Source organism: Methanosarcina barkeri MS (assembly GCF_000970025.1).
GTDB classification, from domain to species: Archaea; Halobacteriota; Methanosarcinia; order Methanosarcinales; family Methanosarcinaceae; genus Methanosarcina; species Methanosarcina barkeri.
Map to the genome: position 1 here is coordinate 2,658,580 of NZ_CP009528.1, position 26,716 is coordinate 2,685,295.

The 26,716-nt window shown below is 41.1% G+C and carries 26 protein-coding genes and 1 pseudogene; 4 read left to right on the top strand and 23 right to left on the bottom strand.

Features of this window, described 5'->3' with window-relative positions; all coding sequences use genetic code 11:
• Nucleotides 1-288: 288 nt before the first annotated feature.
• Nucleotides 289-684 (top strand): Mov34/MPN/PAD-1 family protein, encoded by a 396-nt coding sequence (locus MSBRM_RS10705; RefSeq protein ID WP_048117025.1) that lies wholly within the window; start codon nt 289-291, stop codon nt 682-684.
• 601 nt (nt 685-1,285) lie between these two features.
• Nucleotides 1,286-1,459, top strand: coding sequence for a hypothetical protein (locus MSBRM_RS20865; RefSeq protein ID WP_176722113.1), 174 nt, complete (start codon nt 1,286-1,288; stop codon nt 1,457-1,459).
• Between the two features lie 506 nt (nt 1,460-1,965).
• Here MSBRM_RS20865 and MSBRM_RS10710 read toward each other — a convergent pair.
• The 19 genes and pseudogenes from MSBRM_RS10710 to MSBRM_RS10795 form a co-directional block, all read right to left on the bottom strand.
• Nucleotides 1,966-2,217, bottom strand: a complete 252-nt coding sequence (locus MSBRM_RS10710) for a KEOPS complex subunit Pcc1 (RefSeq protein ID WP_048117024.1) — start codon at nt 2,215-2,217, stop codon at nt 1,966-1,968.
• Nucleotides 2,218-2,394: 177 nt separating this feature from the next.
• Nucleotides 2,395-2,868, bottom strand: a complete 474-nt coding sequence (locus tag MSBRM_RS10715; RefSeq protein WP_048155673.1) for an rRNA maturation protein — start codon at nt 2,866-2,868, stop codon at nt 2,395-2,397.
• 810 nt (nt 2,869-3,678) lie between these two features.
• Entirely contained in the window at nt 3,679-3,816 is a 138-nt protein-coding gene (locus tag MSBRM_RS19565; RefSeq protein WP_011021777.1) for a DNA-directed RNA polymerase subunit P, read from the bottom strand.
• A 20-nt stretch (nt 3,817-3,836) separates the two neighbouring features.
• On the bottom strand, nt 3,837-4,121 hold the full coding sequence (locus MSBRM_RS10720; protein WP_048117020.1) for a 50S ribosomal protein L37ae: 285 nt from the start codon (nt 4,119-4,121) through the stop codon (nt 3,837-3,839).
• 195 nt (nt 4,122-4,316) lie between these two features.
• Nucleotides 4,317-5,108, bottom strand: coding sequence for an exosome complex protein Rrp42 (rrp42, locus tag MSBRM_RS10725; RefSeq protein WP_048155677.1), 792 nt, complete (start codon nt 5,106-5,108; stop codon nt 4,317-4,319).
• Nucleotides 5,092-6,612 carry an exosome complex exonuclease Rrp41 gene (gene rrp41, locus MSBRM_RS10730; protein WP_048155681.1) on the bottom strand — a complete coding sequence of 507 codons (1,521 nt, stop codon included), beginning with the start codon at nt 6,610-6,612 and terminating at the stop codon, nt 5,092-5,094. Before rrp41 ends, rrp42 begins: the two co-directional genes overlap by 17 nt.
• A gap of 74 nt (nt 6,613-6,686) precedes the next feature.
• A complete protein-coding gene (gene rrp4, locus MSBRM_RS10735; RefSeq protein ID WP_048117012.1) occupies nt 6,687-7,469 on the bottom strand; it encodes an exosome complex RNA-binding protein Rrp4 in 783 nt (260 codons plus the stop codon).
• Nucleotides 7,470-7,480: 11 nt separating this feature from the next.
• Nucleotides 7,481-8,173 (bottom strand): ribosome assembly factor SBDS, encoded by a 693-nt coding sequence (locus MSBRM_RS10740; RefSeq protein WP_048117009.1) that lies wholly within the window; start codon nt 8,171-8,173, stop codon nt 7,481-7,483.
• 77 nt (nt 8,174-8,250) lie between these two features.
• Nucleotides 8,251-9,000, bottom strand: a complete 750-nt coding sequence (psmA, locus tag MSBRM_RS10745) for an archaeal proteasome endopeptidase complex subunit alpha (protein ID WP_048117006.1) — start codon at nt 8,998-9,000, stop codon at nt 8,251-8,253.
• A gap of 947 nt (nt 9,001-9,947) precedes the next feature.
• On the bottom strand, nt 9,948-10,355 hold the full coding sequence (locus MSBRM_RS10750; RefSeq protein WP_048117003.1) for an Rpp14/Pop5 family protein: 408 nt from the start codon (nt 10,353-10,355) through the stop codon (nt 9,948-9,950).
• Complete coding sequence (gene rnp3 / locus MSBRM_RS10755; protein WP_048117001.1) at nt 10,352-11,071, bottom strand: ribonuclease P protein component 3; 720 nt, start codon at nt 11,069-11,071, stop codon at nt 10,352-10,354. Before rnp3 ends, MSBRM_RS10750 begins: the two co-directional genes overlap by 4 nt.
• On the bottom strand, nt 11,064-11,507 hold the full coding sequence (locus tag MSBRM_RS10760; RefSeq protein ID WP_048116999.1) for an RNA-binding protein: 444 nt from the start codon (nt 11,505-11,507) through the stop codon (nt 11,064-11,066). Before MSBRM_RS10760 ends, rnp3 begins: the two co-directional genes overlap by 8 nt.
• On the bottom strand, nt 11,504-12,094 hold the full coding sequence (locus tag MSBRM_RS10765) for a 50S ribosomal protein L15e (protein ID WP_176722117.1): 591 nt from the start codon (nt 12,092-12,094) through the stop codon (nt 11,504-11,506). The genes MSBRM_RS10760 and MSBRM_RS10765 overlap by 4 nt, the downstream gene beginning before the upstream one ends.
• A 665-nt stretch (nt 12,095-12,759) precedes the next feature.
• A complete protein-coding gene (locus MSBRM_RS10770; RefSeq protein ID WP_048116996.1) occupies nt 12,760-13,188 on the bottom strand; it encodes a response regulator in 429 nt (142 codons plus the stop codon).
• A gap of 38 nt (nt 13,189-13,226) precedes the next feature.
• Nucleotides 13,227-13,648 (bottom strand): annotated as a pseudogene (locus tag MSBRM_RS22110) (sensor histidine kinase); the annotation flags it as partial.
• 1,406 nt (nt 13,649-15,054) lie between these two features.
• Nucleotides 15,055-15,738, bottom strand: a complete 684-nt coding sequence (locus tag MSBRM_RS10780; RefSeq protein ID WP_048116992.1) for an ABC transporter ATP-binding protein — start codon at nt 15,736-15,738, stop codon at nt 15,055-15,057.
• A 253-nt stretch (nt 15,739-15,991) separates the two neighbouring features.
• Nucleotides 15,992-17,161, bottom strand: a complete 1,170-nt coding sequence (locus MSBRM_RS10785) for an ABC transporter permease (RefSeq protein ID WP_048155687.1) — start codon at nt 17,159-17,161, stop codon at nt 15,992-15,994.
• Nucleotides 17,162-17,356: 195 nt separating this feature from the next.
• Nucleotides 17,357-18,526, bottom strand: coding sequence for an ABC transporter permease (locus MSBRM_RS10790; protein ID WP_048157019.1), 1,170 nt, complete (start codon nt 18,524-18,526; stop codon nt 17,357-17,359).
• 25 nt (nt 18,527-18,551) lie between these two features.
• A complete protein-coding gene (locus tag MSBRM_RS10795; protein WP_048155690.1) occupies nt 18,552-19,700 on the bottom strand; it encodes a hypothetical protein in 1,149 nt (382 codons plus the stop codon).
• Nucleotides 19,701-19,986: 286 nt separating this feature from the next.
• Here MSBRM_RS10795 and MSBRM_RS10800 point away from each other — a divergent pair, with 286 nt between their 5' ends.
• Together MSBRM_RS10800 and MSBRM_RS10805 are read left to right on the top strand one after the other, a co-directional pair.
• Complete coding sequence (locus MSBRM_RS10800) at nt 19,987-20,619, top strand: TetR/AcrR family transcriptional regulator (protein ID WP_048155695.1); 633 nt, start codon at nt 19,987-19,989, stop codon at nt 20,617-20,619.
• Between the two features lie 379 nt (nt 20,620-20,998).
• The gene (locus MSBRM_RS10805; RefSeq protein ID WP_048155697.1) at nt 20,999-21,586 is read left to right on the top strand and encodes a TetR/AcrR family transcriptional regulator; all 588 of its coding nucleotides are present in this window, start codon (nt 20,999-21,001) and stop codon (nt 21,584-21,586) included.
• A 207-nt stretch (nt 21,587-21,793) separates the two neighbouring features.
• On the opposite strand, the gene MSBRM_RS10810 is transcribed toward MSBRM_RS10805, so the two are convergent.
• The 4 genes from MSBRM_RS10810 to MSBRM_RS10825 form a co-directional block, all read right to left on the bottom strand.
• Nucleotides 21,794-22,477: an ABC transporter ATP-binding protein gene (locus tag MSBRM_RS10810; protein ID WP_048116979.1), complete on the bottom strand. Its 684-nt coding sequence runs from the start codon at nt 22,475-22,477 to the stop codon at nt 21,794-21,796.
• A 193-nt stretch (nt 22,478-22,670) separates the two neighbouring features.
• Complete coding sequence (locus MSBRM_RS10815) at nt 22,671-23,840, bottom strand: ABC transporter permease (RefSeq protein WP_048116975.1); 1,170 nt, start codon at nt 23,838-23,840, stop codon at nt 22,671-22,673.
• A 164-nt stretch (nt 23,841-24,004) separates the two neighbouring features.
• Nucleotides 24,005-25,174 (bottom strand): ABC transporter permease, encoded by a 1,170-nt coding sequence (locus MSBRM_RS10820; RefSeq protein ID WP_048155700.1) that lies wholly within the window; start codon nt 25,172-25,174, stop codon nt 24,005-24,007.
• A gap of 5 nt (nt 25,175-25,179) precedes the next feature.
• Nucleotides 25,180-26,349, bottom strand: coding sequence for a hypothetical protein (locus MSBRM_RS10825; protein ID WP_048155702.1), 1,170 nt, complete (start codon nt 26,347-26,349; stop codon nt 25,180-25,182).
• Between the last annotated feature and the right edge of the window lie 367 nt (nt 26,350-26,716).

Consider the following 26,716-nt stretch of genomic DNA (forward strand, 5'->3'; position numbering starts at 1 on the left):
GTTAGCACAGCCTTAGTCCTATTAAATTTTAAGAAATAAACTTTCCTGCATAATAGTCTACGCAGGCCGTAGATAAACCCACTGGCTAGAATTATGAAACTGGTATACTGAACCAACAGACTTTAATTTACTGACCTGAACCAGCTACCTTAATCTATGTTTACTGACAGCCTTTTCAATCCCTAGAATCCTGATCAATTGAATTGCAAAAAATTCGGCCGGCGAGAATTAATGCGCTCCGCATCATTACCGCAGAAAAGATATATTATTTAAGAAGAATAGTCCATTATGCAAATTAAAGGAATAGCTCGTGATACTCTTAATTTTATCCTGGAGGCTAGTAAATCCATGGCTCCCCAGGAATTTGCCGGACTTTTGCAGGAAAAAGATGGCATTATCACTGAAGTTCTTATATTACCTGGCACGGAATCCAGTGATTCAAATGCTGTTCTCAGACTCTATATGATGCCGAACATTAAAGCCGCAGGTTCAGTCCACAGCCATCCAGGCCCGAACCGCAGCCCTTCACAGGCTGACCTGCGTCTTTTTTCGAAAACAGGCAACTGCCATATTATAGTTGGCCACCCCTATAATAGTCAAAGCTGGACATGTTATAATAGGGAAGGAGAAGTAAACGATCTTCCCGTGCTTGATGTTGAATTCGAGGACTACGAAGATATTTGACTTAAGGATCGACGTAAGGATCAGTTCGGTAAAACTCCTTGCTCCATGAATACCTCATCGCTGTCGAAAAACGTTAATCCATCTAAATACACTTTTCTGGAAACACGATCATTAACAAAAAAGTGCAGTATCCAGAGCTGGTAAGCAGTATAAAATAACCGATAGAAAACTGGCAAATAACCTGCAGGGGCCGGCAGATAGTCATCAAACAGTTATCAAATCGTCATCAAACAGTTAATCGTCATCAAATAGTAATCAAATCGTCATCAAATAGTAATCAAGTCGTCAATAAATAGCTACAAAATAACCGCAAATAGATGGCAAGCAAATGATAAATAACCGGCAAAAGCTTTCTGGATATAAGTATAAATAACTTCAGTCAGTTATTGTAATTTTCCAGCTGTTGATAAGATCCTGATCCTTACCTGCATTCTGGTAGTCTACCAAAAATGTTTTATTTACAGATACATATTATTTAGAGGATACATCCATACTTAAGATATCTGATAAGAAGCGATCTCTTGCTTCAGAGGTTGTATCCGGGCAAACACTCTGGGACTAAGACCAGGTGGCCTTCATATAACTGGAGGTAGTAATCCGAATGCCTACATGCCAAGATTGTAGATTCTATACGGCTATTGATGAGCTAAAAGGCGAATGTTTCAGCCTGGGTTTTGAAGTGCACGGGAAAACCGATTCCAAGAAATGCCCGGAAAGGGCTTTCAGGCCAAACAAAGGCCCCAAATCAAAAAAATCCGGCGCACATAATCACTAAAAACGTGAAAAATAAAAGGCAGAAAAAGCTCAGAAGGAAAAAAGAGCCCAAAAAAGAGGTTTAAAATGTTAAAAATGAATTGAAGCGAACCTCCAGCCCTAACATAAATTCCGCAATGCTTGAATAACTTTTCTATTTGCTTGCCGGAATTAAACAAGCTTAAACGAAATCTCATTAAATTTTTTTGTTTTGTATCTTCTTTTATTTTTATCTTCCACATCGCCACTCATAGAAATTCACATATTTTATGTGATTTTGTTAATTGTCCAAATTTTTGCTATAACCTGACAGACACGGAAAAATTAACTTGATAATTTATAACTACAAAAAAAGAAAACACCCGTGCCTGTATTCGTAAACCAACCCTTTTGAGAACAAGCGTTAGTCCGTAACCATTTGGCCGGTTGATCATACTGTCACGACATTTTCACTCAAGCTTTTTTTAAAAGGTTTGCAGGCAAGCAGTTTTTTCAAAAGGCTTGCTTTTTCGAAAAGGCTTGTGAGAACTAACAACTGACTTCATAAGTGGTTTCAAGGACTTCCTGGGCAATCTGGATAAGCCTGAACCAGGTATTCAGTGCTGAACGCAGAGAAACCACATCTTTAGCTTCTACGCGGAGTACCAGCTTATTTGCATCTTCAAGGGACAGGTCTATTGCAGACCGTTGTGAAAAATTGTCATCGAGTTCGGGCAGGAGAGCCCTATAGATCGTTTCTGCAGTTTCAGTTTCAAAAGTAAATTCTGCGAAAAGTTTCAAGGAATTCCTCCGGATAAATCTTCTTGGGATGTTTTTGAAGTAAGTAAGGGAAAAATCGGTTTTGAATTTCCTATGAGAATTGTCTTAAGATTCTTATCATAAGGACTCTTATCATAAGGACTCTTATCATAAAAAATCAATTTATAAAATTCGGCTTTAAATATAAGGGTTTGGAAGTCAATACTTTTTAAAACCCCGGAGATTAAACTTAAAAAGGGACTTGCCACTACCCATAAACTCGATATCCTTTTCTCCAATCACTATTAATGTGGAACTGGGAGAAAGTCGATCAATTTTATCGCTTTCGACCCTTAAAAAATGGAAAAAAGACTCAAAGGAGTCCACAATATCTCCCTGACCTGTAAGCCTGGGCTCGATATCGGAAAACCAGTAAGAATCTAGCTCCTTGGAGTACCAGTCCGTAAATCTGAGTGAAAAAAGGAGCTTTCCGGCTTCGTCGTAAAAGCTGAGTTCCCCGGGATTTCCATGGTACTCTCCTATGACTATGAGAGAACCGCCCTCCTCAAACTCCAGAAGTTCCTGCATGCCCATTTTTCCGCGTGGAATACACCTGCCAACTATAAACCGCGAGAGCAACTTGCAAAGTGACCTAGTTCTTGCAGAAGGTTTTCGAGAAGAAGTGACCAGCATACTTTCCCTGACAAGTTAGAAGTATATATTACTTTCTCTCCCTCGGTTAGTGTTTTATATTTATCTTGTTTTGTTTATGTACATGGGTCATCGATAAAGGCTGAAAAACGAGTACATTTGCCTTGCTTTTTTAATATCAAGAACACAAGGGCTGGAAATGTAAAGCCTGAGGATTTATGGACTCACTCTTGCTGTCTTTATTAGCGTGATCTCTGGAGTGATTTTTGAAGTGGTTCCTGCATATAGGGCTTCAAAACTGAAATCTGTGGACGCGCTGAGATATGAGTGATGAAAAAAAAAGGGAATACTCCTTTTTTAATGAAAGAGATCTGCAAAGAAATTACTATAAAAAGGAATATAGATCTGTGAACTTTGCAATATCCTGAAAAATTACAAAACATAGCAACTGCTTATTGCTACGACTTGGATGCAGAAAATCAAAATAGAAATTCAAAATAGAAATTCAAAATAGAAATTCAAAATAGAAATTCAAAATAGAAATTCAAAATAGAAATTCAAAATAGAAATTCAAAATAGAAATTCAAAATAGAAATTCAAAATAGAAATTCAAAATAGAAATTCAAAATAGAAATTCAAAATAGAAATTCAAAATAGAAATTCAAAATAGAAATTCAAAATAGAAATTCAAAATAGAAATTCAAAATAGAAATAGAGTTTGGTATATTTATTGGATAGAAAGCGCCTATTTTCCGTTTTTCTACACATTAAATTATTAGATAGAAGGGCTTATTCACAGAAGCCCATAAATTTATCTAATACTTCTACTTGCCGGGTTAACCAGCATATTTCTTACTCGGCCTTAATGCGTTTAATGGTTGTAGGACGCTCTTTTACCAGGATCCTGTGTCCACAGTATGGACACCTTATACCTGTGTACTCATAGTCGATTTCCACTTTCTGTTTACATCGAGTGCATTTATAACCCATACAACCACAACCCTAAGATATTACTTTGCCTCAGCAACATTCTTCATCGTACGCAGCAGAGTCTGACCGACGCTGGTATAAGGAATATAAGTTCCGCCAGCAAAAGTGTGTCCACACTTACTGCATTTCCATATGCCGGTCCCGATTCTCTTCACGGTAGGCCTGGCACATTTTGTACACACATGCGGAGCTCGCATGCGTTCTTCCAGGTCTGCAACAAGCTTTCTGTCCTTTCTTCCGTATCTGGCACCGAATCTGCCTGCTGACCTGGAAACCCTTCCTTTCTTAGTGAACTTTTTTGCCATCGTTAAAACTCCCTAAAATAAAACATTTAATTCTAAGTGATTGAATTCGGAACCTGCTGGCTCGCGGGTCAGATCCCTGGGGTCAGATCCCTGAAACCCAGATATCAGATTCTACAATCACCTCTTGAACATATACTTAGACCGTAATACTGCATTTAATATTTATATTTAATTAATCCTGCCTGATCATTCCTTTTATACCAGTTCTTCCAGGTAAAGTTTCCTGAGTTCGGCTGCCTTTTCGCATGCTATATCTATTGCTTCCAGCACCTCAGCCTCGGTGAACGGAACAGAGCCCATTTTTTGCATACCTGCGACAGATCCATCCGAACTTGAGACCACCGTTAATTTAGTCTCACAAACCGCTTCCTCGTCCCGTGACGGGTCCACCATCAGCTTTGAGCCGATCTTGGCAAGAGTTACGCCCACAGGCATCTCTTTCATTGCAAGGGGCACATCCGCACCGATTCCATGCTGCTCGTTAGGGACAATTGTAGTCATAAGGGCCGCAATAGCAGCAAGACAGGATGCATCAATGACATTCCCGTTATCATTGAGGACATGGATATCTATATAGATGATCCAGACAGATTCTCCAACGCTTATGCAAAGCTTCTTTATATCAATTGCGCCTGATTCCCGAATTCCCCTGTCTACAACCCTTGCCATTTCAATTGCTTCTTCTCTGGGTGGACCTGGCTCAAACTCTGGGGAAGCAATAGGGTTGAGTTCCAGATTAGTAATAATTACGCCTTCGTCATGAGAATCCTGAAAAGGAGTCCCTGGCTGAAGTTTAACTCCTACAAGAACCTGGGTAGCTCCCAAGGTTACCTTTGCCGAGCCCTCGGCTTTCGAGATAACATTCGTTTCAAGCTTGATATCTCTGAAATTTTTAAATCCACGCCCATCCTGGCGCTTTCCCTTAATCATAAGGTTGTAAATATAGTCCTTCTTAAGCGTAGCAATAACTTCACTCATCGTTTTCACCTCTGCTTCCGGATTCAGAAGGGTCTTTTACTACCTTCCAGGGACCTTTGCATTCTTCTTCAGGCTCTTCTACGGCTTGCTCGGCAGGAGCCTCTTTCCTGGACTCGGCTTCGGACTCTATCTCTGGCCCGGACTCAAAAGCTTCTTCTGAAGCAGCTTCTTCAATCCCGGCTTCTTCAGGCTGCACTTCCTGTTCAAGCTGAGGTTCTTCTTCAACCTCTGCCTTCTCTTCAAGTTGAGGTTCTTCTTCAAGCTGGGTTTCCTGTTCAAGCTGAGGTTCTTCTTCAACCTCTACCTTCTCTTCAAGCTGCGGTTCTGCTTCAGGCTGAGCCTTCTCTTCAGCGAATTCCTCAATTTCGGGCTCGATTTCTGTTTCTTTCCCAGAAACGGTTTCTTCAAGTTGAAGTTCTTCAAGCTTCTCAGGTTCGGAAACGTTCTCAAAAGAAGCCTCGAAAGAAGATTCAAAATCAGCTTTGTCTTCAAATGCCTCTTCTTCAGCTTCTTCTTCAATTTCTGCTTCAACTACTTTTTCTACAGCTTCCCCTTCTACTACTTCAGCCTCAGCATCTTTAATGACTGTTTCTAACTCCTCGCACTCTGGAGCCTCTTTATTAACAGCACAGGCTTCAGCAGTTTCTTCAGATATACCTTCCTCAGACTCTTCAGTTTCCTCAATAACCTCTTCTACAACTGCTGCTTCGGGAGCATATTCAAGAGAAGGTTCCGTTTCCACAACTTCGAGTTCAGTCTCTTCAGCCTCTTCAGCGGCTTCGGACTCAGTCTCTTCCACAGGAGTCTCAAACTTCTTTCTCAACACTGCCTGCTGAATTTCAAGGATTTCTTTGCAGCCTTTCTTAACAAGCTCGAAGCCTTTTCGAATTTCATCAGGAGTTAGATTCCCGTCCATCTGGAGCAGGGTAATTTCTCCATCCTGGGTCATTGCAACAGGGAAATCGGCCTCACCATAATTATCCTCATCCTTGTTGAGGTCAAGCACTATTTGCCCGTCAACTTTTCCAAAAGCACAGGAAGTAACAAGACCTTTCATAGGGATGCCTGCATCTGCAAGCGCTATGCTTGAAGCATTAATTGCTGCTGTCCTTGTCCCTGCATCAGCTTGAAGTATTTCCACAAAAATATCGATTGCAGTTTTAGGGAAAAGCTCTGCCATAATCACCGGTTCAAAAGCTTCCCTGGAAACTTTTGAAATTTCAATGCTCCGTCTGCTGGGTCCGGGTCTGGCGCGGTCTTCAGTGGAAAAAGAAGCCATATTGTATTTGTAACGGATAACTGCAGTATCTGCGCGCTGTGAACGACGGGGGTGAACTTCTCTTGGGCCAAACACGCCTACGAGGATCTTATTCCTTCCCCATTCAAGATAACATGAACCGTCGGCTCGTGAAAGAACGCCGATCTCGATTTTCATGGGCCTGATCTCATCCGCATGCCTCCCGTCAAGGCGCAGCCCATCGTCAGTGATTAATTTTTCAGGTTTATCACTCATACTTTAATCTCCAAAAAACTCCTAACAACTACTTTACAGAAGCTTCCTTAAAATCCCTCATGCATATCCAGAACTCAGTTATTTGGATCCAGTAACACATCGATCTTCCTGTAAATCTCTTCGGAATGATCTTCTTTTGGCAACTTTACCTCTTTCGTACCACTTTTAAAAAACTTGGCGGACTTTGACTCTTTCTGCTTGCTCCGCTCATTTTTCAAAAAGTTATAGATCCTGTCTGTCAATCCGGAACGTTGAGCCTCGGCTTCGATCTTCCGGAGAGCCTTACTTAAAAGTTCCACATCGTCATCCTTTCCATCGATCCATATTCTGCCGTTCTGGCCCACGAAAATGCTGCAGTTTGTTTCTTTCTTAAGCATTGAGATCATGGATCCGCCGTGTCCTATCACACGTGGGACTTTCACAGGCTCAACTTCGACGATCTGGCCTGTTTTCAGTTTATGGAAGCTCGAATCTCTAAGGGCAAGCTCAACTTTCATGGAATTGTCTACATCTTTTACTCTAAGGATTATAGAGTCGCCTACATCCAGAACTTCATGCATCTCCCGGGATTCTATTCTTCTGGGATACTCAGACACATGGAACAGGCCGTCATAAGGAGAAGCAATGTCCATTATCCAGTTGGATGGCGTAACCACAATAACGATCCCGATCACCACATCATTTGCGGAAGGGATATAAACTCCCGCAAGAGGGATCACTCCAACTTTATCTTCTTTGAGATTTTCAATGCCACAAAATAAAGAATAGATCTTGTCGTTCTTGACATAAGTCCCGTATCCGGCTTTTTTCGAATTCTCAGATATCAGGTCACCAGGGATCACTATTTTTTTATCCATCCAACATCCTCTTATAAAAGTTTAGTTTGAGCCTCTCCCTTCGTAAGATGATTTATAAGAGCGTAAAGATCAGTCTGTACTCCTGCCGGGATTCTTACCACCGCAATCCAGGAGCCATCACGCTGCCATTCTTCTTTCGTAATGCTTCCTATCTTGGAAATATCTCCGTATGCTTTGGGAGCATATTCGGGAGGGATTTTCACAGCAATATTGACCTCTTCAAAGCGTATAGGTATAAGCGGGCGAATGGCTTTCATTGTGATTTTGACCAGCTGATCCACACTTTTTAAGGGGTCTATGTGCACCTTTGCCTCTTCCATCGCCTTTTCGATCCTTGCGGGAGGATGAGGTGCTTTTGTCTGGGGATTTATTGCATTCCTGGAAATGGTATAAATAACTTTTTTCTTTTTTTCCTCAAGCATGCGTTTTCTCTGTTCAGCAGTGAGCTGAAGCTCCCCACTTTTCAGGATCACGGCAGCAATCTTGAAGGGATCCGTTGTCTCAAAAGAATTGAGAATATCGGACTCTGCTGCTCGGTCCCCTCGGTTTGCGTCTTCGAAGATAGTTTCAACCGCCAGAATATCTTCAAGGTTTACGTCTTCTCCTCGCTTATAGGCCAGAGCTCCTTCGGGCTCGACCAGGACTTCGAAGTGTTTGCTGCCTCTCTTAAGCCGCGCAGTCACTGCCTCGTCCAGGGACACCATTTTCAAATACCTTCTCCAAAATATTATTTTGAGAATCCGAAGATTCTCTGAGTACTACACTCAACTATATATAGATTTTATTCTTTGTTCTCAGTTTCCTTGTGTTTTTCAAGGATCTGCTGAACATAATTCTCAACTTCTTCAGGAACTAATTTTCTGAATTTCTTGTCCTGAAGCGACACAATACCTACCTCAAGGGTAGACGCATCGAACTTGCCTTCGGCAGCCCTATAGAGTGCATCCATACCTAGAAGGATAGCTGCATCCATATTCATGTCTTCTCTGTACTCTGCTTCAAAGACCTCAACGACTGCATTTCTGCCTGCGCCTATAGCTGTCGCCTTGTATTCCAGAAGAGCACCGCTCGGGTCTGTCTCAAAGAGCCTTGGCAGGTTGTCATCCACACCTGCAATCAGAAGTGCAGTTCCATATGGGCGAACTCCACCGTACTGGGTGTATGTTTGTTTGTGGTCGCAGATTTTCTTGGAGATAACCTCCACACCTATGGGTTCATCGTAAGAAACCCTGTTGATCTGCGCTTCTACACGTGCTCTGTCAACAAGGGAGCGGGCATCTGCCACAAGCCCTGAGGTCGCAGCTCCTATGTGGTCGTCAATCTGAAAAATCTTTTCAATTGACTCGGCTTCTACAAGCCTGCTAGTTATTCGCTTGTCAACGAGCAGCACTACCCCATCAGCTGCCTTAATTCCCACGGCTGTTGTTCCCCTCTTGACTGCTTCGCGGGCATATTCTACCTGAAAAAGTCTTCCATCAGGGCTGAAAACTGTAATTGCCCTGTCATAGCCCATCTGTGGTGCCATCTGCATATTCCGTATCTCCCTTAATTTTTATTGTATATTGTTATTATCTTCCCGGCAAGAAACCGGTCTTTTTTCCTTAAAGGATCTCTATCCACAGGCTCGTAGCTAAATCACCGCCCTCCCCAAAAAGGCTTTGGTCAGTGATTGTGAACTGCTGCGAGGATATCCCGAAAAATTCAGGAGCTTAAAGTCCCCGACCCAGCATTCAGGTAAGGAAACCGACTTTTGATTTCCTATAACGTATTTCTTCCTTATTAGAGTTTTTTACATTTTATTCAGAACTTCCAACCTGAAATACTTTTTTCGGACGAAAACTGCGGAAAATACCCCAGTTACAGGGAATTCAAAGGTACTTCTACCCTGCAAAACTTCGACCCTGCAAAGTACGTTTTCCATAATCTGGGTTCGCGCACTTTAGGAGCCTTTTTAATAGTTTTAAGGTCCAGTTCCAATGTTAACTAAGTCTGCTAATAAAGTGTATTTACTCAGTTATAATGCTTGTGAGACCCGAAATTATCTTGCGCTTAAGGTCGTATTTTGAGTCATCTATAAAAGGGTTTTTGCTTCCACCGTTTTATTCTATACAGGTTTCAATCTACGTTTCGATCAGGCTCGCAATCATAGGATTTTATTCGGACCAGCTATTTTTCTGCCAATCAGCTTTGCCAATGAATATTATACCTGTTATATTAATACCAATGAATATTATATTTGTTACATCAATATACTCATTAATATACTCATTCATCATAGTATATATCAGACAGCGTCCTGATAGTTTATTATAATAGTTTCCTTGAAGCCTCAAAGCCGAGAATTCTCAAACCTGGCACAAAGCCATTATCAGAAAAACTGCTTAATTTACTTTCCCGGACCCTGAAAATTTGAAGCTTTTAAATTCTCTGGCTTTGACATTCACGAATCCTAAATTCAGTCTTTCTGAGCCCTGCAGTTTAGCTTTCCGGAATCCTGCCCAGGTTATTATTCTTCAGACGTTTTGGATTTATCCTGATTTCTGGCTCAAAGGTCGTATTCTGAAGAAATTTTTCGGTTGCCCTTTTAATCGTGCCTGAAGTTCCAAGTATATGCACAGTTGCCCTTTTTCCGTTGACCCGTGTGAGAGTTGCCAGTGATGCTCTCGTTTCTTTTACTTTCGTATGAGCACACTGAATAATACCTTTAGATTCTTCAAAACCGAGCACTTTGATATCACATTCACTGGCAGTGACATCTCCAAGCAAGGAAGAAGCCGAAAACATGACCTCTTTGACCAGATCACTCCTGCTGACTGGTACCTCTGAGATCAGCTCAAAGGCCAGATAGCGCTTTTTCGCACGAAGCGAAGGAAGTAGGCGTTTCAACAGTAATCTCCCTCCTCAAGTACCTCAATACCTTCTCTAACATAGCCGGGACCAGGGCGGTTCCTTGAGATTATTCCTTCAGGCACAACAGTAATGGCTTCAAGGGCCTCCTCTTCTTCAAGACCGCAGACTTCAGCCAGAGCAAGTGTCTCCATGGGAGAACGAAGGTCAAAACAGGACATTGCGCCACTTGAAAGGACAAGGGAAACATCGTACTTTCTGGCAAGTTCAAGGTTTGCTCTTAAATCCGACAACAGACGAACGCGCCTTGGTCCTCTTGAATGAAGAAGGGGTCTTATTGTCAGGCCGATTGCGACATCGTTTTCAGCTGCGGCCTTTGCAAGCACCTGGTTTAACCCACTGCTTTTAGCAAAAGCCGGGTGGTTCAGAACATCCACTCTCGGGTTTTCCAGAGCAGCCCTGTTGACGTTTTCTGAACCTCCATGGACTATCAGGACGTCCACAGACTTCCGAAATTTTCCAATAAGCCCGTGAAGTTTCGAGGGATTTTCCTCCACAAGCTCGATTCCCCTGAAAACCTCAAATCCGTTAGTAGAGGGCAACACAGGTTGTGATTGAGGAAGTTTATCAGAATGGTTTGCAAGCGCAATCCCGCTGTACCCTAAATGCCGGGCAAGAGCAGAAAGTTGATCAACCGTATTTTCCCCATCAGGCACTGCATGAACGCAAAAGTCGTAGAATTTAGGTTTACCCAAACAATTCCTCCACAATAGCTCCAGCTTTTTCCCGGTTTTTCGGATAAGTCTCGATCTTGACTTTTGCAGTGATCGCATCCGAGGAATTAGTCAGCTTCACCTGCTGCAGGTATGCAGCCTGCTTGTCAAAGCGAAGATGGAAGACCTGATCATCATCCAGCCTCTCAGGCATTTCTTCCCTCAGTTTTGCTATATCTTCTTCCGAAAAGTTCTCCCGTACGAAGCGGGCAAAACTCAGACAGTCTGCCTTTCTTTTAAGCTGTACGCTCAGGATAGTAATGGGATTTCCATGGTGCCCTTCAGCCTGGAACTCTTCAATCAGTTTGCTCCCGTCCCGGACGCCGGCACCGGATAAAAAAAAGTCCAGAGCCTCACAGACTCTGGATACGTCTTCGGTTGCGTGGGCGATCACACGCAGTATTATGTGATGAATCACTTGCCTCGACTCTTGTTTGCACGGATACTCGGTCTGGTCTTTTCAGTACCTTTTCCGCGTGCAGACATGCCTCTGCCCTTCTGGCCGGCACTGGTCTTGCCCCTTGCGGCTCTGTCCCTGGCGGACGGGTCGCATACCCAGTTCAGGCTCTTGTCACTCTTAATTACAGGGTGGAAGGGATCTACAAGAATAACTTCAAACCACTTGTTCTTTCCATCCTCCCCTACCCAGTAGGAGTTCAGGACTTCAAGGTTCGGGTATTTGCGATCTGCGCGGGCTTCGGCAATTCTCTGAATGCTCATGCCGCCTGTGATCTTGTTTACTCCCATTTTCTGGGTCCTTCTTCCACGGTTGAACCTTGTTTTACCAAGCCCTCCGCGGCGTACTTTTACTCTGGCAACGACAATACCCTGCTTGGCTTTGTATCCAATGGAGCGTGCTTTGTCGATTCTTGTGGGCCTTTCAATTCTGGTCACGGATCCCTGCTTTCTCCAGACCTGCATGCGCTCCCAGCGGAGCTCGTTCACGTAAGTTTTATCAGGATTTTTCCATGCATCACGTACGTATGTGTAATAAGATTTTACCAATTTAAACACCAGGTTTCACTTTTGTTTCACGGTTCAGCCCTGCCAGCAGGACCACATTCCAACGGGATCTAATCCCGAAAATGAAACATGGGATAAACTGAACCATCTGATTTAAAGCTTTGCCCGTACATAGCTCGATTAAGTGAAAAATCTACGCAAAAAGAGAAAAGATGACTCTATTCCTAAATCTAGTGATTTTTCTTATTTTTTCTTCTTTAAACCTACAATTTTTCCTAGTAACTATCCAAAAAAGCTATAATAGTTTGGGAAAACAGATTCTTTGGCATTTTTGCCAAAGAATCAGTATATTCATCTGATATTTTTTCAGAATAGTTCAATTAAAAATGAGCGCTGGCATACTTTTAGCTTTTAGTGGGTTTCATCGATTCGAAAAGGAGATAGATAAGACGTTTTTAGTGAAAGAAACCGTTTTGAAGAAAAAGCTTTCTTAGTTTTAATGTTACAGGTGAAGTAAAATAGTGTTTTTGTCTTTTATATAAAAAGGTTCAGAGGATTCTTTTACCAGTGGCTGAAATTATTTTCTCTGCTTATTTTCTCCAATCTCAATTTTACTTTTTTCTGGTTTTCAAATCCTCTGTGTCCAGTAGGAATTTCCTCTAAAGTTTTTATCGAGATATGACAGGTCCCGATATGTAGTGAAACATTTACTCAGGAATCTTTTCATTTTCTTTTCCAACTTCCTTTTCAGCCTCTTTTTCGGCTCTGTGCTTGTGAAGTGCCATTTCGATATTGCTGTGCAGGTCTTCTTCTTTAAAAGGTTTTGAGATATATCCCGCAGGCTCTGTCGTTTTTGCCCTCTCAAGAGTTTCGTCATCAGTGTAAGCGGTAAGATAGAGTACTGGAATCCGGAGCCGGTTTTTGATTTCACGAGCAGCCTCAATTCCATCCATCTCACCTTTTAACATGATGTCCATCAAAACAAGGTCTGCATTCGTCAACTCTGCTTTTCTTATTGCTTCCTCTCCTGTGGATGCAGTGCCCGGTACAGTATAACCAAGATTTTTCAGTTTGTTTCTAATATTTAGAGCTACTATATTCTGGTCTTCGACAACCAGAATTTTTGCTTTTTTCATTGTATCTCCCCTTTGATATCGGATAAGCCTCCGGATAATCAGTTGTTTTCCTTAAATAATATTTTGAAGGTAGTTTCTGAATCTTTTTGAAGTTCAATTGTGCCTTCCAGCCGTTCAACAAGAATGTTTACAAGCTGTAGACCCAGAGAACCAGTATTCCTGAAATCAAGGCCTTCCGGAAAACCCAACCCATTGTCCGAAACTACCAGCGAATATTAACTATTTTTATTAACTGAGCTCTTTGCACCAATATTATTGGTGATATTACTTATACTTTTATTCTTTACATTCTCTTCAGCCTTGCAGAGTTTTATTCGGATTTCGCCTTTTCTGCCCTGAGGAAAAGCATGTTTCAAAGAATTGGATACAAGTTCATTAATAATTATTCCCATAGGAACTCTGCCGTGTCCATTCCAAGAAAGGTTTCTTCAACATCCAGGTGCATCCTGACATCGCCTCTGACAGTACTGTTACTCCACTGACTATGCCATATTGCCTGAGAAACTCACTGCATTCAAGGAGGATTTCGTTTTCTATATCTTCCAATAGAATCGTTTTTCTCAAAACAAGGGTACATTCTGCCTGAGACTTTTCTTTTATGATAACCCTGTCTATAACTCCAGCTTTCCAGTCATATCTTGCCCTCAGAATGAAGTTTCCACCAGGCTCCTCCGTTTTTACTTGCATAGTTTCCAATTACAGAAACGAGTATCAATATCTTGATTGAAATTCAGGCTAACAACATCTTATGAGGATTTTTCTACTTTTATATTTTTCATTCCTTTAACTTAAAATTTTCTAGTTACTCTATCTTAAAAAATTAAAATGGATTTATATGTATCCACTATTTAAAAAGTTATATGGTATTATTGGAATTTTTTAAAATTCTCACGAGTTATTCAGAATTAGATAAGTAAAGTAGAGTATGCGGGATACAGTTTTTCGGAATATCTTCCAGTATGCAAGAAAACAGTTTTTCTAAATATCTACCAGAGTATTTTCTGTTTGCTTCAAGCATTCTCAACCTGTAGGAGGTCATCTTTGATTTTAAAAACTCCTATGTTTTAATAAAACTTAGTAATTATAAAATCATATTTAACATTAAATTGTTGTTTGCTAAAAAAACATTTTACATTGGAATATTTTTTGTTTGCAAACAATTTTTCATATAATTTATTTTAAATAAGTTTAGGAATAATTATAGATTGTAAACTGAAGAGAACAGGTAAAAGATATCTGATCAAAGAGAATAGATTTCTATAACGTTAGAAAAAACGGATGGATCAACACAATGGGAAATGACTGGTAGGGTATGTGAGTAAAGAATTGCCTGGAAGAGATTCTAATCCGAATAATATAATAGGATATTTTCGGAGTTACTGTATCGGGGGCTACAGTAAAAGGAATAAAACTCTCCCAGGCTCTTTCTAATCTTCTTAAAGCGCTTTTTAGGATTTCAATTGTTTTTAGGGTCTTAATTGTTTTTAGGGTTAATTGTTTTTAGGGTTTCAATTGTTTTTAATTGATACTTTTTGAACCGGGCATCTATAAAGTGAAAACTCGCATCAGACATTTTTAAGTAAAGGCAGTCCTGAAAAAAGTGGCATGCATATTGGTTGCACGGCACTGAACATTTTTTCCGTGTGCAAAGCAAACTTTTTAGTTGCCATTTTTTCATTCTTGCCGATGCAATAGCAACGCCCGTGAAAATAGGTGATAGGTATTCGAGCCGGTAATTTTAGCTATCAGGGCAATACTGTTTGTAAGAACCAATGACAGTTTTTTGCCGAATAAAAGTACTTTTTACTCTCTTTCCTTTTACTCTCTTTCCTTTTACTATTTTTCCATTTACATTCTCCACATTTTTTACGGAGCCATGATTTTTCCATCCACTAGCCTGATGATTCTATCAGCTTTTAAGGCCATATCATCGTTATGAGTAACTACAATAAATGTCTGATTATATTCCTTATTAAGCTGCCTCAACAGCTCGTAGATCATGTCACCCGTTTTTGTATCAAGGTTGCCTGTTGGCTCATCTCCCAGTACAATTGCAGGGGAACAGCTTAATGCTCTTGCTATTGCAACCCTCTGATTCTGCCCTCCTGAAAGTTCACCGGGTTTGTGATCCATCCGGTCTTCAAGTCCTACCTCTTTCAGGAGTTTTTCGGAAATTTCCTTTGCTTCTTTCCTCTTTTTTCCAGCAATTAAAAGTGGCATCATTACATTTTCCAGGGCTGTAAAATCAGGGAGCAAATGATGGTACTGGAAAACAAAACCAAGCATCCTGTTTCTTATCTCAGAACGTTCTTTGTCAGACATATTTGTTACATCATTTCTATCTATCAGTAGAGTGCCTGAGCTCGGAGTATCCAGCAGGCCTATTAAATGCATAAGTGTACTTTTGCCTGAACCCGACGGCCCGACAATTGCAATGAATTCCCCTTTTTTTATCTTCAGAGTTGCATTATCGAGAGCATGGAATTCCATCCCGTTTTGATAGGTTTTTGTCAGGTATTTAAGCTCGATTATTGGGCTTTCTTCTGTCATACTTTTTCTGCGCCTCATTGAGAGTTATTGAAATTTAAACAATCAGGGTTTTATTGGCTCTTACAGTCAGGATTTTATTGGTTCTTACAGTCAGGGTTTATTGACTCTTTTTTGATTTTAACTGCGCAAATTTTCAAATTTTATTATGTAGGTATTAGGTGAATATTAGGCGGACAATTTTAGATGTATAAATCAATTATATACTAAACCCAAGCAGCAGACTGCTTTATTACACCCGTGAGAAGTGATCATATCAGGCACTTTCTATGGCTTTTACAGGGTCAAGCTTTGCAGCCTTCCGTGCAGGGTAAATACCTGAGATTATGTTGATTATGAAAGCAAAGAAAGCAGCATATACGAAGTTGAGAGGGTCGACTTCAAGAGGAAGTGTCTGAAGCCCGAAATACATCTCCTGAGGGACTGCGATTTTATAGCTCTGCAGAGTAATGGTTGCAATATAACCCAGAATAGTACCCAAAACCAGCCCCATAGCTCCGAGAATTACAGACTGGAAAAGAAAAACAATCATTATGCTTTTTTGAGAAGCTCCCATAGCTTTTAAGATACCTATTTCTCGGGTTCGCTGAGCAACAATGGTAATCAGAGTATTTGCAATCCCGAACCCGGCAATCCCGTAAATAAGGATATAGAAAACGTTTACGAAAACCTTCTGAGTGTTTAGAAGATTAAGGATTTCTGCATTTGTTTCTATCCAGCTTACTGCATTAAGATCGGTTTCTTTTTCAATTGAGCTTGATATAACGTCGGCCTGGTACGGGTCTGCGACCCTGACCCCTATTGTGCTTACAACTCCAGGTTCATTGAAGAAATCCTGCAATGAATCCAGCCTTGCATAGGCTGTCACCTCATCTGCAGCCGTTCCGGTATGGATCAGACCTATAACCTTAAAAGAAGTTGTTTTTGAGCCCGGAAACACTGCATCTACCCGGTCTCCAGGCTGAACCTCAAGATTTTCCGCAAGCTTATCTCCAAGTATGATTCCATTTCTTGTATGGGTGAGCGATAGAAAGCTCCCTTCTATCATATCCTTGCTTACCCGCATAACCTTATCTTCAGCCTCAGGTTCAACTCCCTGAAGTGAAATACCCTCTGCATTATCCTTATATTCCAGGGCTGCCTGACCCAGATATTTGGGAGACAACGCTATAACTCCTTCTTTTTCCGAAATCAGGGCCGAATTATATTTGTAAAGATGAATAAACCCGTCTTTTTCATCCTGAGGATTGATAACAATATGGGGATTGTTCTCAGTACTGGACTTTATAAGCTCTCCTTGAAAGCCAGAAAGCATTGCCATCATTACCGTAATTACGGCTACGGCAAGGGCAACTGCAAGTATGGCAAAAAAAGTTTGCCTTTTTCTGGAAAAAACTTGCCTCAATGCGATTTTCAATTCATACATATGAATTAGCTCCTGGAGATAATGCATTTTAGAGTTTTTAGTCAGCAGGGAATCTCATAATTTCCAGAATATATAATCTGTCAAAATATTTTATTAATGTAACTTAATAATTTAATTTTAAATAAGCCAGGGAATAATCTTAAATCTGACTTATTTTGAACTGATAGCTTTCACGGGGTCATCTTAAATCTGTACTTATTTTGAACTGATAGCTTTCACGGGGTCGAGTTTAGCTGCCTGCTGGGCAGGGTAAATCCCGGCAATAAGGTTCAGCAGAAAAACTGCAATAATAATGACCAGAATATCTCCAGTTCGGACTATAATGGGAATGGTTGTCATGCCGCCGTAAAATTCTGAGGAAGCAGCTGGCATTTCGTACTGACCTAATCCCAGGGATATTGCAACTCCTGTAAGAGTCCCGATAAGAGCACCTAGCAAACCCAAAATACCGCTTTGAAGTACAAAGATTGTCCTGATACTGGAAACCGTAGCTCCCATAGCCCTAAGCATACCGATTTGGCTTGTAGCACCGATAACTGAAAGATTCAGAGCGCTAACCACTCCAAAAGAAGCAATAACTATAATCAGACCAAGGACTACATTGTTGGAAGTGCTCTCAATGGCAATTGTCCTAAGAATTTCAGGATTGGTTTCGGTCCAGCCTTTTGCTTTATAGCCGGCCTTTTTGATCTTAGCAGCAACTTCCCTGTCCCTATTAAAATCCTCAAGCCTGACAGAAAGACCGTTAATCACATCCGGAACATTGTAGAATTCCTGGGCGGTATCCAGGGATGTATAAGTAAGGGATTCGTCCAGAGGCGAACCGGTATGAAAAATTCCAACTACTCTCAGGGACAGAGGGGTTGCATTTGGAAAAGACACATCAACCGAGTCTCCAGGATTAACCTCAAGCTTATCTGCCAGTTTCGAGCCAATTACCACCGTATTTCTCGAATATTCAAGTTCCCTGAAATTTCCTTCAACCATATCAGCTTCAATGGCGCTGATATTGTTTTCCTGTAGAGGGATGACGCCTTTCAGCTCGGCGTTAAAGGAATTTGTCTTGAACTTGAAGGACGCTTTTCCTGTAAGAAACGGAGAAACTGCAGAAACACTCTCTATTTTTTCAGTTTTTTCGATGAGGGTTCTGTAAAGGTAAATATAGTCTTCACCTTCCTGCGGAGATACCGAGACGTGAGGAAGTTTATTTACGGTAGTGTTATAGAGTTCGCCAGTAAAACCAACCATAACCGCCTGGGAAACGGTAAGTACCATTACAGCAAGAGCTATAGCTCCAACTGAAAGAATTGTCTGGAATTTTCTTGCCCGAATCTGCCTGAGCGCAATAAAGAGTTCATAACGCATGGGACTCACAGCCTTCAATCTGGTTTCAAATTTTATTTCTGAAAAGGGCAAAAATCGCCGCAAGCCCTGAAACTAAAGCTGCCGCAGAAAAACCCGGGATTCCTTTTTCGTCTGAAGTCTCTGTTTCTGAAGTAGTATTATTTACCAGGCTAACGCTGGAATTTTGGGAGAGATCGGATTCGATAACTGTTTCCCTGTGCTCAATAATGTCACCGTCGTTTCCCAGAAGTTCGATCTCAAGCCTGTAGATCCCTTCAGTAAGCCTGTGGCTCCAGGCTACTTCAACGGTTTCGTCATCGTTATTCAGCAACACTGGAACCCTTTGCTGAACAGATTCAACAAGACTGGAGTTCCCTATTTCAGAAGTTGCTTTCAGTTTGTATACAGAAAAAATCAGTTTTCCTTCAAAAGGCACCTGAGAACGCCCATAAACAGTTGCACTTGCTCCGGTCTCATCTTTGTAGATATCGGTAATCTCAGCATCGTCTCTAGCAGTGAACCTCTCGGCTGAGCTTATAACCTCCTTATCAGGAGAATAAACCTGAATCTTTACTCTTCCAGCATACTCTTTATTGTTTTCAAGAAGTGTACCCCAGGGAGCGGAAAAAATATCCGGAGCGCTGGTAAGTGATAATTTTTCAGCTTTTGTTGTATAAACGACATCCGAACCATTTACAAGCATATATTCGATATCAAAAAGTGAGGCTTCTTTTGGAGAAAGTGCAACGCTGATTCCCTGGGAGTTAGCTACCAGGTCATTGACCTGAAGCCTTGAAGCAGAATTAGTGCCGTAAGCAAAATTATACTCAGACTCTGAAAGAACCTTGTTTCCTTCAAGAAGCTGAGCCTTTATCTTATAAGCTCCGCGTTCGGAACTTCCGACATTCCAGAAACCAACCTTTATTACCTGTTTATTTGCAGGAATGCTATCAACTGAAAATACCTGTCTGTCAAGCATTTCCTCATTTGTTCCCACGGGTCTGACAAGAAGCACCTCAAGGTTCAAGTTGTTTTCTGGCTGGTCCGAGTAGATGGTTACATCAAAGGACTCAAGATCACTATAAAGATCGGCTATGTAGGCTGTACTCGTTTCTCCAGTGTGAGAATTCTCGGATGCAGAGGCCGGAAAAACTGATATAAGGTAAAAAGTAAGTAAGAAAAGTGCAGCTTTCATTGTCTTTTACCCCGGTTCTGTATATAACAATTATTAAAATACATTTTTATAAAAATCGTTGAACTGCGTTTCAATCTTAGAGACTTTGGATTATTTCTGGACTTTGTATAAAATTCTATTAATCTTTTATGCATACAACTTATTAATAAAGGTTTTTGAACATTGTTCACTTAGAGTATTGATGCATACGAATTATTAATAAAGTTTTGAATATTGTTCACTTAGAGTATTGATGCATACGATTTATTAATAAAGTTTTGAATATTGTTCACTTAGGAGATATCAGATGCGGGATAAAATAATTGTTCAAAAAAATCAAAAGAGTACAAAACGGGATAAAAAGGCAAAAATCATTACCATCCAGGATGCCATGTGCATGCTGATAGAGACAAAAGGCTATGAAAACGTGACTATCCGGGACATAGCTGAAGCTGCCAGCGTGAGTATAGGACTGATCTATAAGTATTTCCCGGGAGGCAAGTTTGACATCCTTAAGGAGATCGGTTATAGATACACGGATGAGTTATTGAGGATAAAACAGCCAGAAACTATTGATTTTAATGATTTTCCGGGTTACATGAGAGATGTTATCAAAAATATGCAGCAATTCTACAAAGATAATAGTCCTTTAATAAAAGCGTTGATCATGGCCACACTGAGCGATAGCGAAATCATGGATGAAATCAAAAAGATGGATGTCAAAGACTACAAGACCGCATCCGAATTTTTTTGCCGTTTCAATGGCGTTGATATAGGTAATAAAGACCCCCTGGAAGTCCTTGTATGTTGGGGGTTTACTGTAAAAAGCATTATTCTCTGTGACATCATCTGCCCTCTGCCTCTCATGGACGAAGAAGCCCTGACTGACCTGATGGTCGATCTATCTTTGAAGATATGGGGTTATCAAGAGGGAGCATGAGTTTTTTTCAGGTGCACGCCAGCTAGATTAGGCAGTGTCAATATTCAACAATGTAAGCATCACTCCTGATACGACATCTCGGTTTGAGTGATCTGTCAGCGATTTTCGGCCGGGATCGGAACTTCCGTAGTGTTCTCTTTGGGACGTGCAGTCATCAGTTCTTTGATGCCAATAGTTTCCCCAACAACTTCGCCACTACTGCCGGTCGTTCACAGGCTTGAAAGTAAACAAGATGCCAGCCGCATCTCCTTCGATAAGGTGTCGGACAACTACGTGGGCCAGTTTTTTGTTAATATTCCACATTTTTCTTGACAAATATCTTTTTATCATATAAAATAACACATGTTATATAACAAATAATAATTAAAGAGGGATCTGTATGCCACCCAAAACAAAATTTGACAAAGAAGCTATTGTAGAAGCCGCTTTTGACATCGCTAAAGAAGAAGGCTTTGCTAGCATAACCGCTCGCAGCGTGGCGAAACGTCTCCATTGTTCGGTTGCGCCGATCTATCTCAATTTCGAAACAATTGATGATTTGATTAAAGCTGTTGTCGAACGTGTTTTTGCCCTTTCGGATGAATTGATGAAAAAACAAGAAGGATCGGACCTCTTTGAAAATATCGGAAAAGCCAGTTTAGCGTTTGCACGGGAGTACCCTGTCCTTTTTCGTGAACTAGTAATACAGCAAAATCCATACATGGCTTCGTATGAAAACGTTCAGGAGGCTATTGTTAAGGTACTGGCTGAAGACGAAAACTTGCGCGGTTTGACGTACGAAGAACGCAGGCGCCTGCTTTTAAAAATGCGGATCTTTCAAATGGGAATCTCGGTCATGGCTGCCAATGGTCAGCTGCCTTCCTGGCTTGATGACCAGGCTGCTGAGGCGCTTCTTCTGGAAATGGGAGAGGATCTCCTGCGTATCCAACAAATTAAACAAAAGGAGATGGAGCAATTAAAAAAATAATTATTATAGGTGGGATATCACCGGATTGATGTAGATAGCAAGTACAAGTTTTCCAGTAGACTCTCGCCAAATACCCAGAGCTGGATGCGACAAGTGGCTTGCCTGTATGCAGTGGGCAGAGTAAAGTTTTCCACGCAGCCGGAATGCCTGAAATGCTCATAAGTCTTCCTTTTGCATTCTTTATTTTTTCTCCTTACTGAACTGTAATTACTGAACTGTAATTTTCCCATCTACAAGCCTGATAATTTTATCAGCTTTTGAAGCCAGACTTTCGCTATGGGTTACTACGATAAATGTCTGATTATACTCCCTGTTCAGCTGCCTGAGAAGTTCATAGATCATGCCACCCGTTTTTGTATCAAGGTTACCTGTAGGTTCATCCCCGAGCACAATTGAAGGGGAGCAGCTCAATGCTCTTGCTATTGCAACCCTCTGGTTCTGCCCTCCTGAAAGTTCATTAGGTCTGTGATCCATTTTCTCTTCAAGTCCGACTTCTTTCAGAAGTTTTTCGGCAATTTCTCTTGCTCCTTTCTTCTTTTTCCCAGAAATCAAAAGTGGCATCATTACGTTTTCCAGAGCTGTGAAATCGGGAAGCAGGTGATGATACTGGAAAACAAAACCAAGTGTCCTGTTTCTTATCTCAGAAAGTTCTTTATCCGACATTTTTGTTACATCGTTTCTGTCTATCAGGAGGGTACCTGAACTAGGAGTGTCCAGCAGGCCTATAAGGTGCATGAGTGTACTTTTGCCTGAACCCGACGGCCCGACAATTGCAATGAATTCTCCTCTCTCAATATTCAGGTTCACACTATCAAGGGCATTAAACTCCACTCCGTTTTTATAGGTCTTTGTCAGATTTTTAATCTCAATAATTGGGCTTTCTTCTGTCATACTTTTTATCACCTCACTTAAATTATAATGATTTAGGCAGTAAGTGTTTAATCTGCTGTGTCTGCTATTTTCCAGTTCAACTGAGTGAGTTTTACAAAATTTAAGTTAATATGCAAAATTTCGCAAAGAAATTACAAGCGACAGTCAAATATTACAGTTTATTTTACTACTATAAAATGTGAATAATGTATATTCAGGCACTTTCAATGGCTTTTACAGAGTCAAGTTTTGCAGCCTTCTGCGCAGGATAGATTCCTGAGAAGATGTTGACAATAAAAGCAAAGAAAGCCGCATACAAGAAATTGAGCGGTTCAATTTCAATAGGAAGGGTCTGAAGCCCGAAATACGTCTCCGGTGGGACTTCTATTTCATAGTTCTGGAGCGCAATTATCGAAATATAACCGAGAATTGTACCGAACATCAGGCCTATTACTCCAATGATCATGGATTGGAAAAGAAAGATAGCCATAATGCTCTTTCTCGAAGTTCCCATAGCTTTCAGGATACCTATTTCCCTGGTTCTCTGAGCAACGACAGTGATCAGAGTGTTTGCAATTCCAAAGCCTGCAATTGCGTAAATCAGGAAGTATAAAATATTTACAGAGACCTTCTGGATATCTAAGAAGCTGAGGATTTCAGAGTTTGCTTCGCCCCAGCTTACAGCATCAAGTCTGGTTTCTCCTTCAATCGAAGATGCAATAGCATCTGCCTGGTAAGGGTCTGCTACTCTGACTCCTATATTGCTTACAACTCCCGGTTCATTGAAAAAATCCTGAGCCGAATCGAGCCTTGCATAGGCTGTTACCTCGTCTGCAGAAGTTCCAGTATGAAAAAGACCTATGACCTTGAAAGAAGTTGTTTGCGAGCCCGGAAAAACAGCATCAACCCGGTCTCCCACATTGACGTCAAGGTTTTTTGCAAGTTGATCCCCGAGTAGAATCCCGTATCTTGTATGAATAAGGGCTGTGAAGTCACCTTCCACAACATCCTCACCTACCCTCATAACACTCTCTTCAGCCATTGGGTCAACTCCCTGAAGAGAAACCCCTTCGGCATTGTCTCTGTATTTAAGCGCCACCTGTCCAATATATTTGGGGGAAGCAGCTATAACTCCCTCTTTTTCGGAGATCAGGGCCGAGTTGTATTTGTAGAGGTGAATAAACTCCTCTTTTTCATCCTGAGGATTGATAACAATATGTGGATTGTCCTCAATACTGGACTTTAGAAGCTCTCCTTGAAAGCCAGAAAGCAATGCCATCATTACTGTGATTACGGCAACTGCAAGGGCAACGGCAAGTATAGAAAAAAGGGTCTGCTTTTTTCTGGATAATACCTGCCTCAAAGCGATTTTCACTTCATACATCTGAATAAACTCCTAAATATGGGTATGTATTAGAGTTTTTAGACAACGGATATTTTATGGTTTTAAAAATATTAAATTAGATAAGATTTTTAGCCAACTGGATTTTCACAGTTAACATTTACAATTAATTGTCAAATTGACTTTGAAATTGCATTACCCCGCACTCACTTTGAAGTAATAGCTTTTATAGGGTCCACTTTTGCCGCATGCCGCGCAGGATAAACTCCTGTAATCAGATTAAGCAGAAAAACGGCAAAAATGATGAATAAAGTATCCATAAGGTGCACGGCAACAGGGATGAAGGAAATACTTCCGTAAACATCGGATGAATCTGGCTGGATCTCATACTGTCCTATTGTCAGAGCTATAAGAATTCCTGCAAAAGTGCCGATAAGAGCGCCCAGAAGGCCAAGAATCCCGCTCTGGAATATGAAAATTTTCTGGATGCTTGAGACCGGTGCACCCATAGCGCGAAGCATACCTATCTGACTCGTTGCACTGATAACCGAAAGATTCAGTGTACTGACAACGCCAAAGGAGGCTATGACAACAACAAGCCCGTATATGATATTGTCTGTAGTGCTTTCGAGAGCAAGGGTGCGGAGGATTGCAGAATATGTCTCTGTCCAGCCTTCTGCATTATAACCAAGTTTTTTGATCTCGTTTGCAATTTCCCTATCCCTGTTAAAATCACTGAGACGAACAGAAATCCCATTAACCACGTTCGAGGCATCATAGAATTGTTGGGCAGTATGCAGGGAAGTATATGTCAGGGACTCGTCAAGAGAAGACCCCGTATGGAAGATCCCCACAACTCTTAAAGAGAGGGGATTTGCATTCGGAAAAGACACATTTATGAAGTCCCCCAGATTAACCTCAAGTTTTTCCGCAAGCTTTGAACCTATAACCACCGTATTTCTCGAGAATTCCAGTTCCTGGAAACTGCCCTCAACCATATCTTCTTCGATAGATCCAATTTCATTTTCCTGTGAAGGGATTATACCTCTAATCTCAGAATTAAGGGAATTGTCCTTGAATTTCAAAGAAGCCTGACCTGTAAGGAAAGGAGAAACTGCAGCAATTCCTTCAATTGAGCTAATCCTTTCTATCAAAGTGTCATAGAGATAGATGTAATCCTCACCTTCTTCTGGAGAGACCGAGACATGAGGAATTTTGTCCACCGACGTGTTATAAAACTCCTCTGTAACACCTACCATAATAGAATGGGAAATTGTAAGTATCATTACAGCTAGAGCTATTGCTCCTACCGAAAGTAGAGTCTGGAATTTTCTTGCCCTGATCTGTCTGAGAGCAATTAAAAGTTCATAACTCATGGAATTCACGGCCTTTTTGATTTTTTATTATGTATTTTAAAAAATACAAAAACCATAGCAAGCCCCGCAGTTCCTGCTATAACAGAAGAGCCAGTGATACCGTTCCCCTCTTCTTCGTCTGAGGTTTCATTTCCTGTATCAAGGACTGTCGCACCCTCATTCATAGGAGAAAAATCAGACTCAACAATGGTTTCCCTGCGTTCTATAACATCTCCGTCGTTACCGATAAGTTCAATCTTGAGTCTGTAAACTCCCTCAGTGAGCCTTTCTTTCCAGGCGACCTCAATGGTTTCGTCATCGTTATTCAGCAACACTGGAACCCTTTGCTGGACAGACTCAACAAGACTGGCACTCCCTTTTTCAGAATTTGCGTCCAGTTTGTGTACTGAAAAAAGCAGACTTCCTTCAAAAGGCACCTGGGAACGCCCATAAATAGTTGCACTTGCCCCGGTCTCGTCTTCGTAGATATCGGTAATCTCAGCATCGTCTCTGGCAGTGAAACGCTCTGTTGAAACTATAAACCCTTGGTCTGGGGAGTAAACATGGACCTTTACTCTACCATCATACTCTTTATTATTCTCAAGGAGAGTACCCCAGAATGCAGAAAAAGCTTCAGGAACACTTGTCAAGGATACCTTTTCGGTTTTTGTTTCATAGATTACATCGTGTCCGTTTACAAGCATATATTCGATATCAAAAAGTGAAGCCTGATTTGGGGAGAGTACAACAGAGATTCCTTCGGAGTTAGGGACAAGATCGTCTACATGAAGTCTGGAAGCTGAGTTGCTGCCGTAAACAAATTCATACCTGGATTCTGAGAGTATCTGCCCCTGTTCCATAAGCCTTGCTCTCAGAGTATAAGCTCCACGCGTGGGATTCCTGACATCCCATAAGCCAACTTTCGTAACTTTTGTATTCGCAGGAAAATTACCAGTTAAAAATTCCTGAGTAGCAATGATTTCTTCACTCCCCTTTCCTGGCCTGATCAAAGATGTCTCAAGGGTCAGATTCTTTTCCGGCTGGACCGAGTAGAGTGTTATATCAAAGGACTCGAGGTCACTGTAGAGTTCGACTATGCGTGCTGGACTTGTTCCATAGGTCTGGGTGCTGTTTGCTGCAGAGGCCTGAGGGGCCGATAAAAGAAGCAAAGCAAGTACGAAAAGTATTGATTTCATGATTTTACCCCGATTCAATAACAAAACATTGTTTTGATCTGAAAGATTTCTGATTATTTTTTGATTTATGCACAAGTTTACTAAGATTCGACGAATACGACTTATTGGTCTTCAGCCAGTGTTTCAACCATAGCATCCTGAACGGTTTCATAAGAAGTCACGTATGGATTTTCTGTATTGCCAGTTCACGAAACAAAACCGGACACTCCCATGCAAACACTGAACTGTTTTTCTCTAGATTTTCCAAAAGGTCCGGACCTTCTTGTTTTTTCAGCATTTGTTTTAGATGGCATACAGAATCACATTAGATAACATATGTTATATAACAAATGTTATTTATCGTATATATAAATTTGCTTAGAATTGA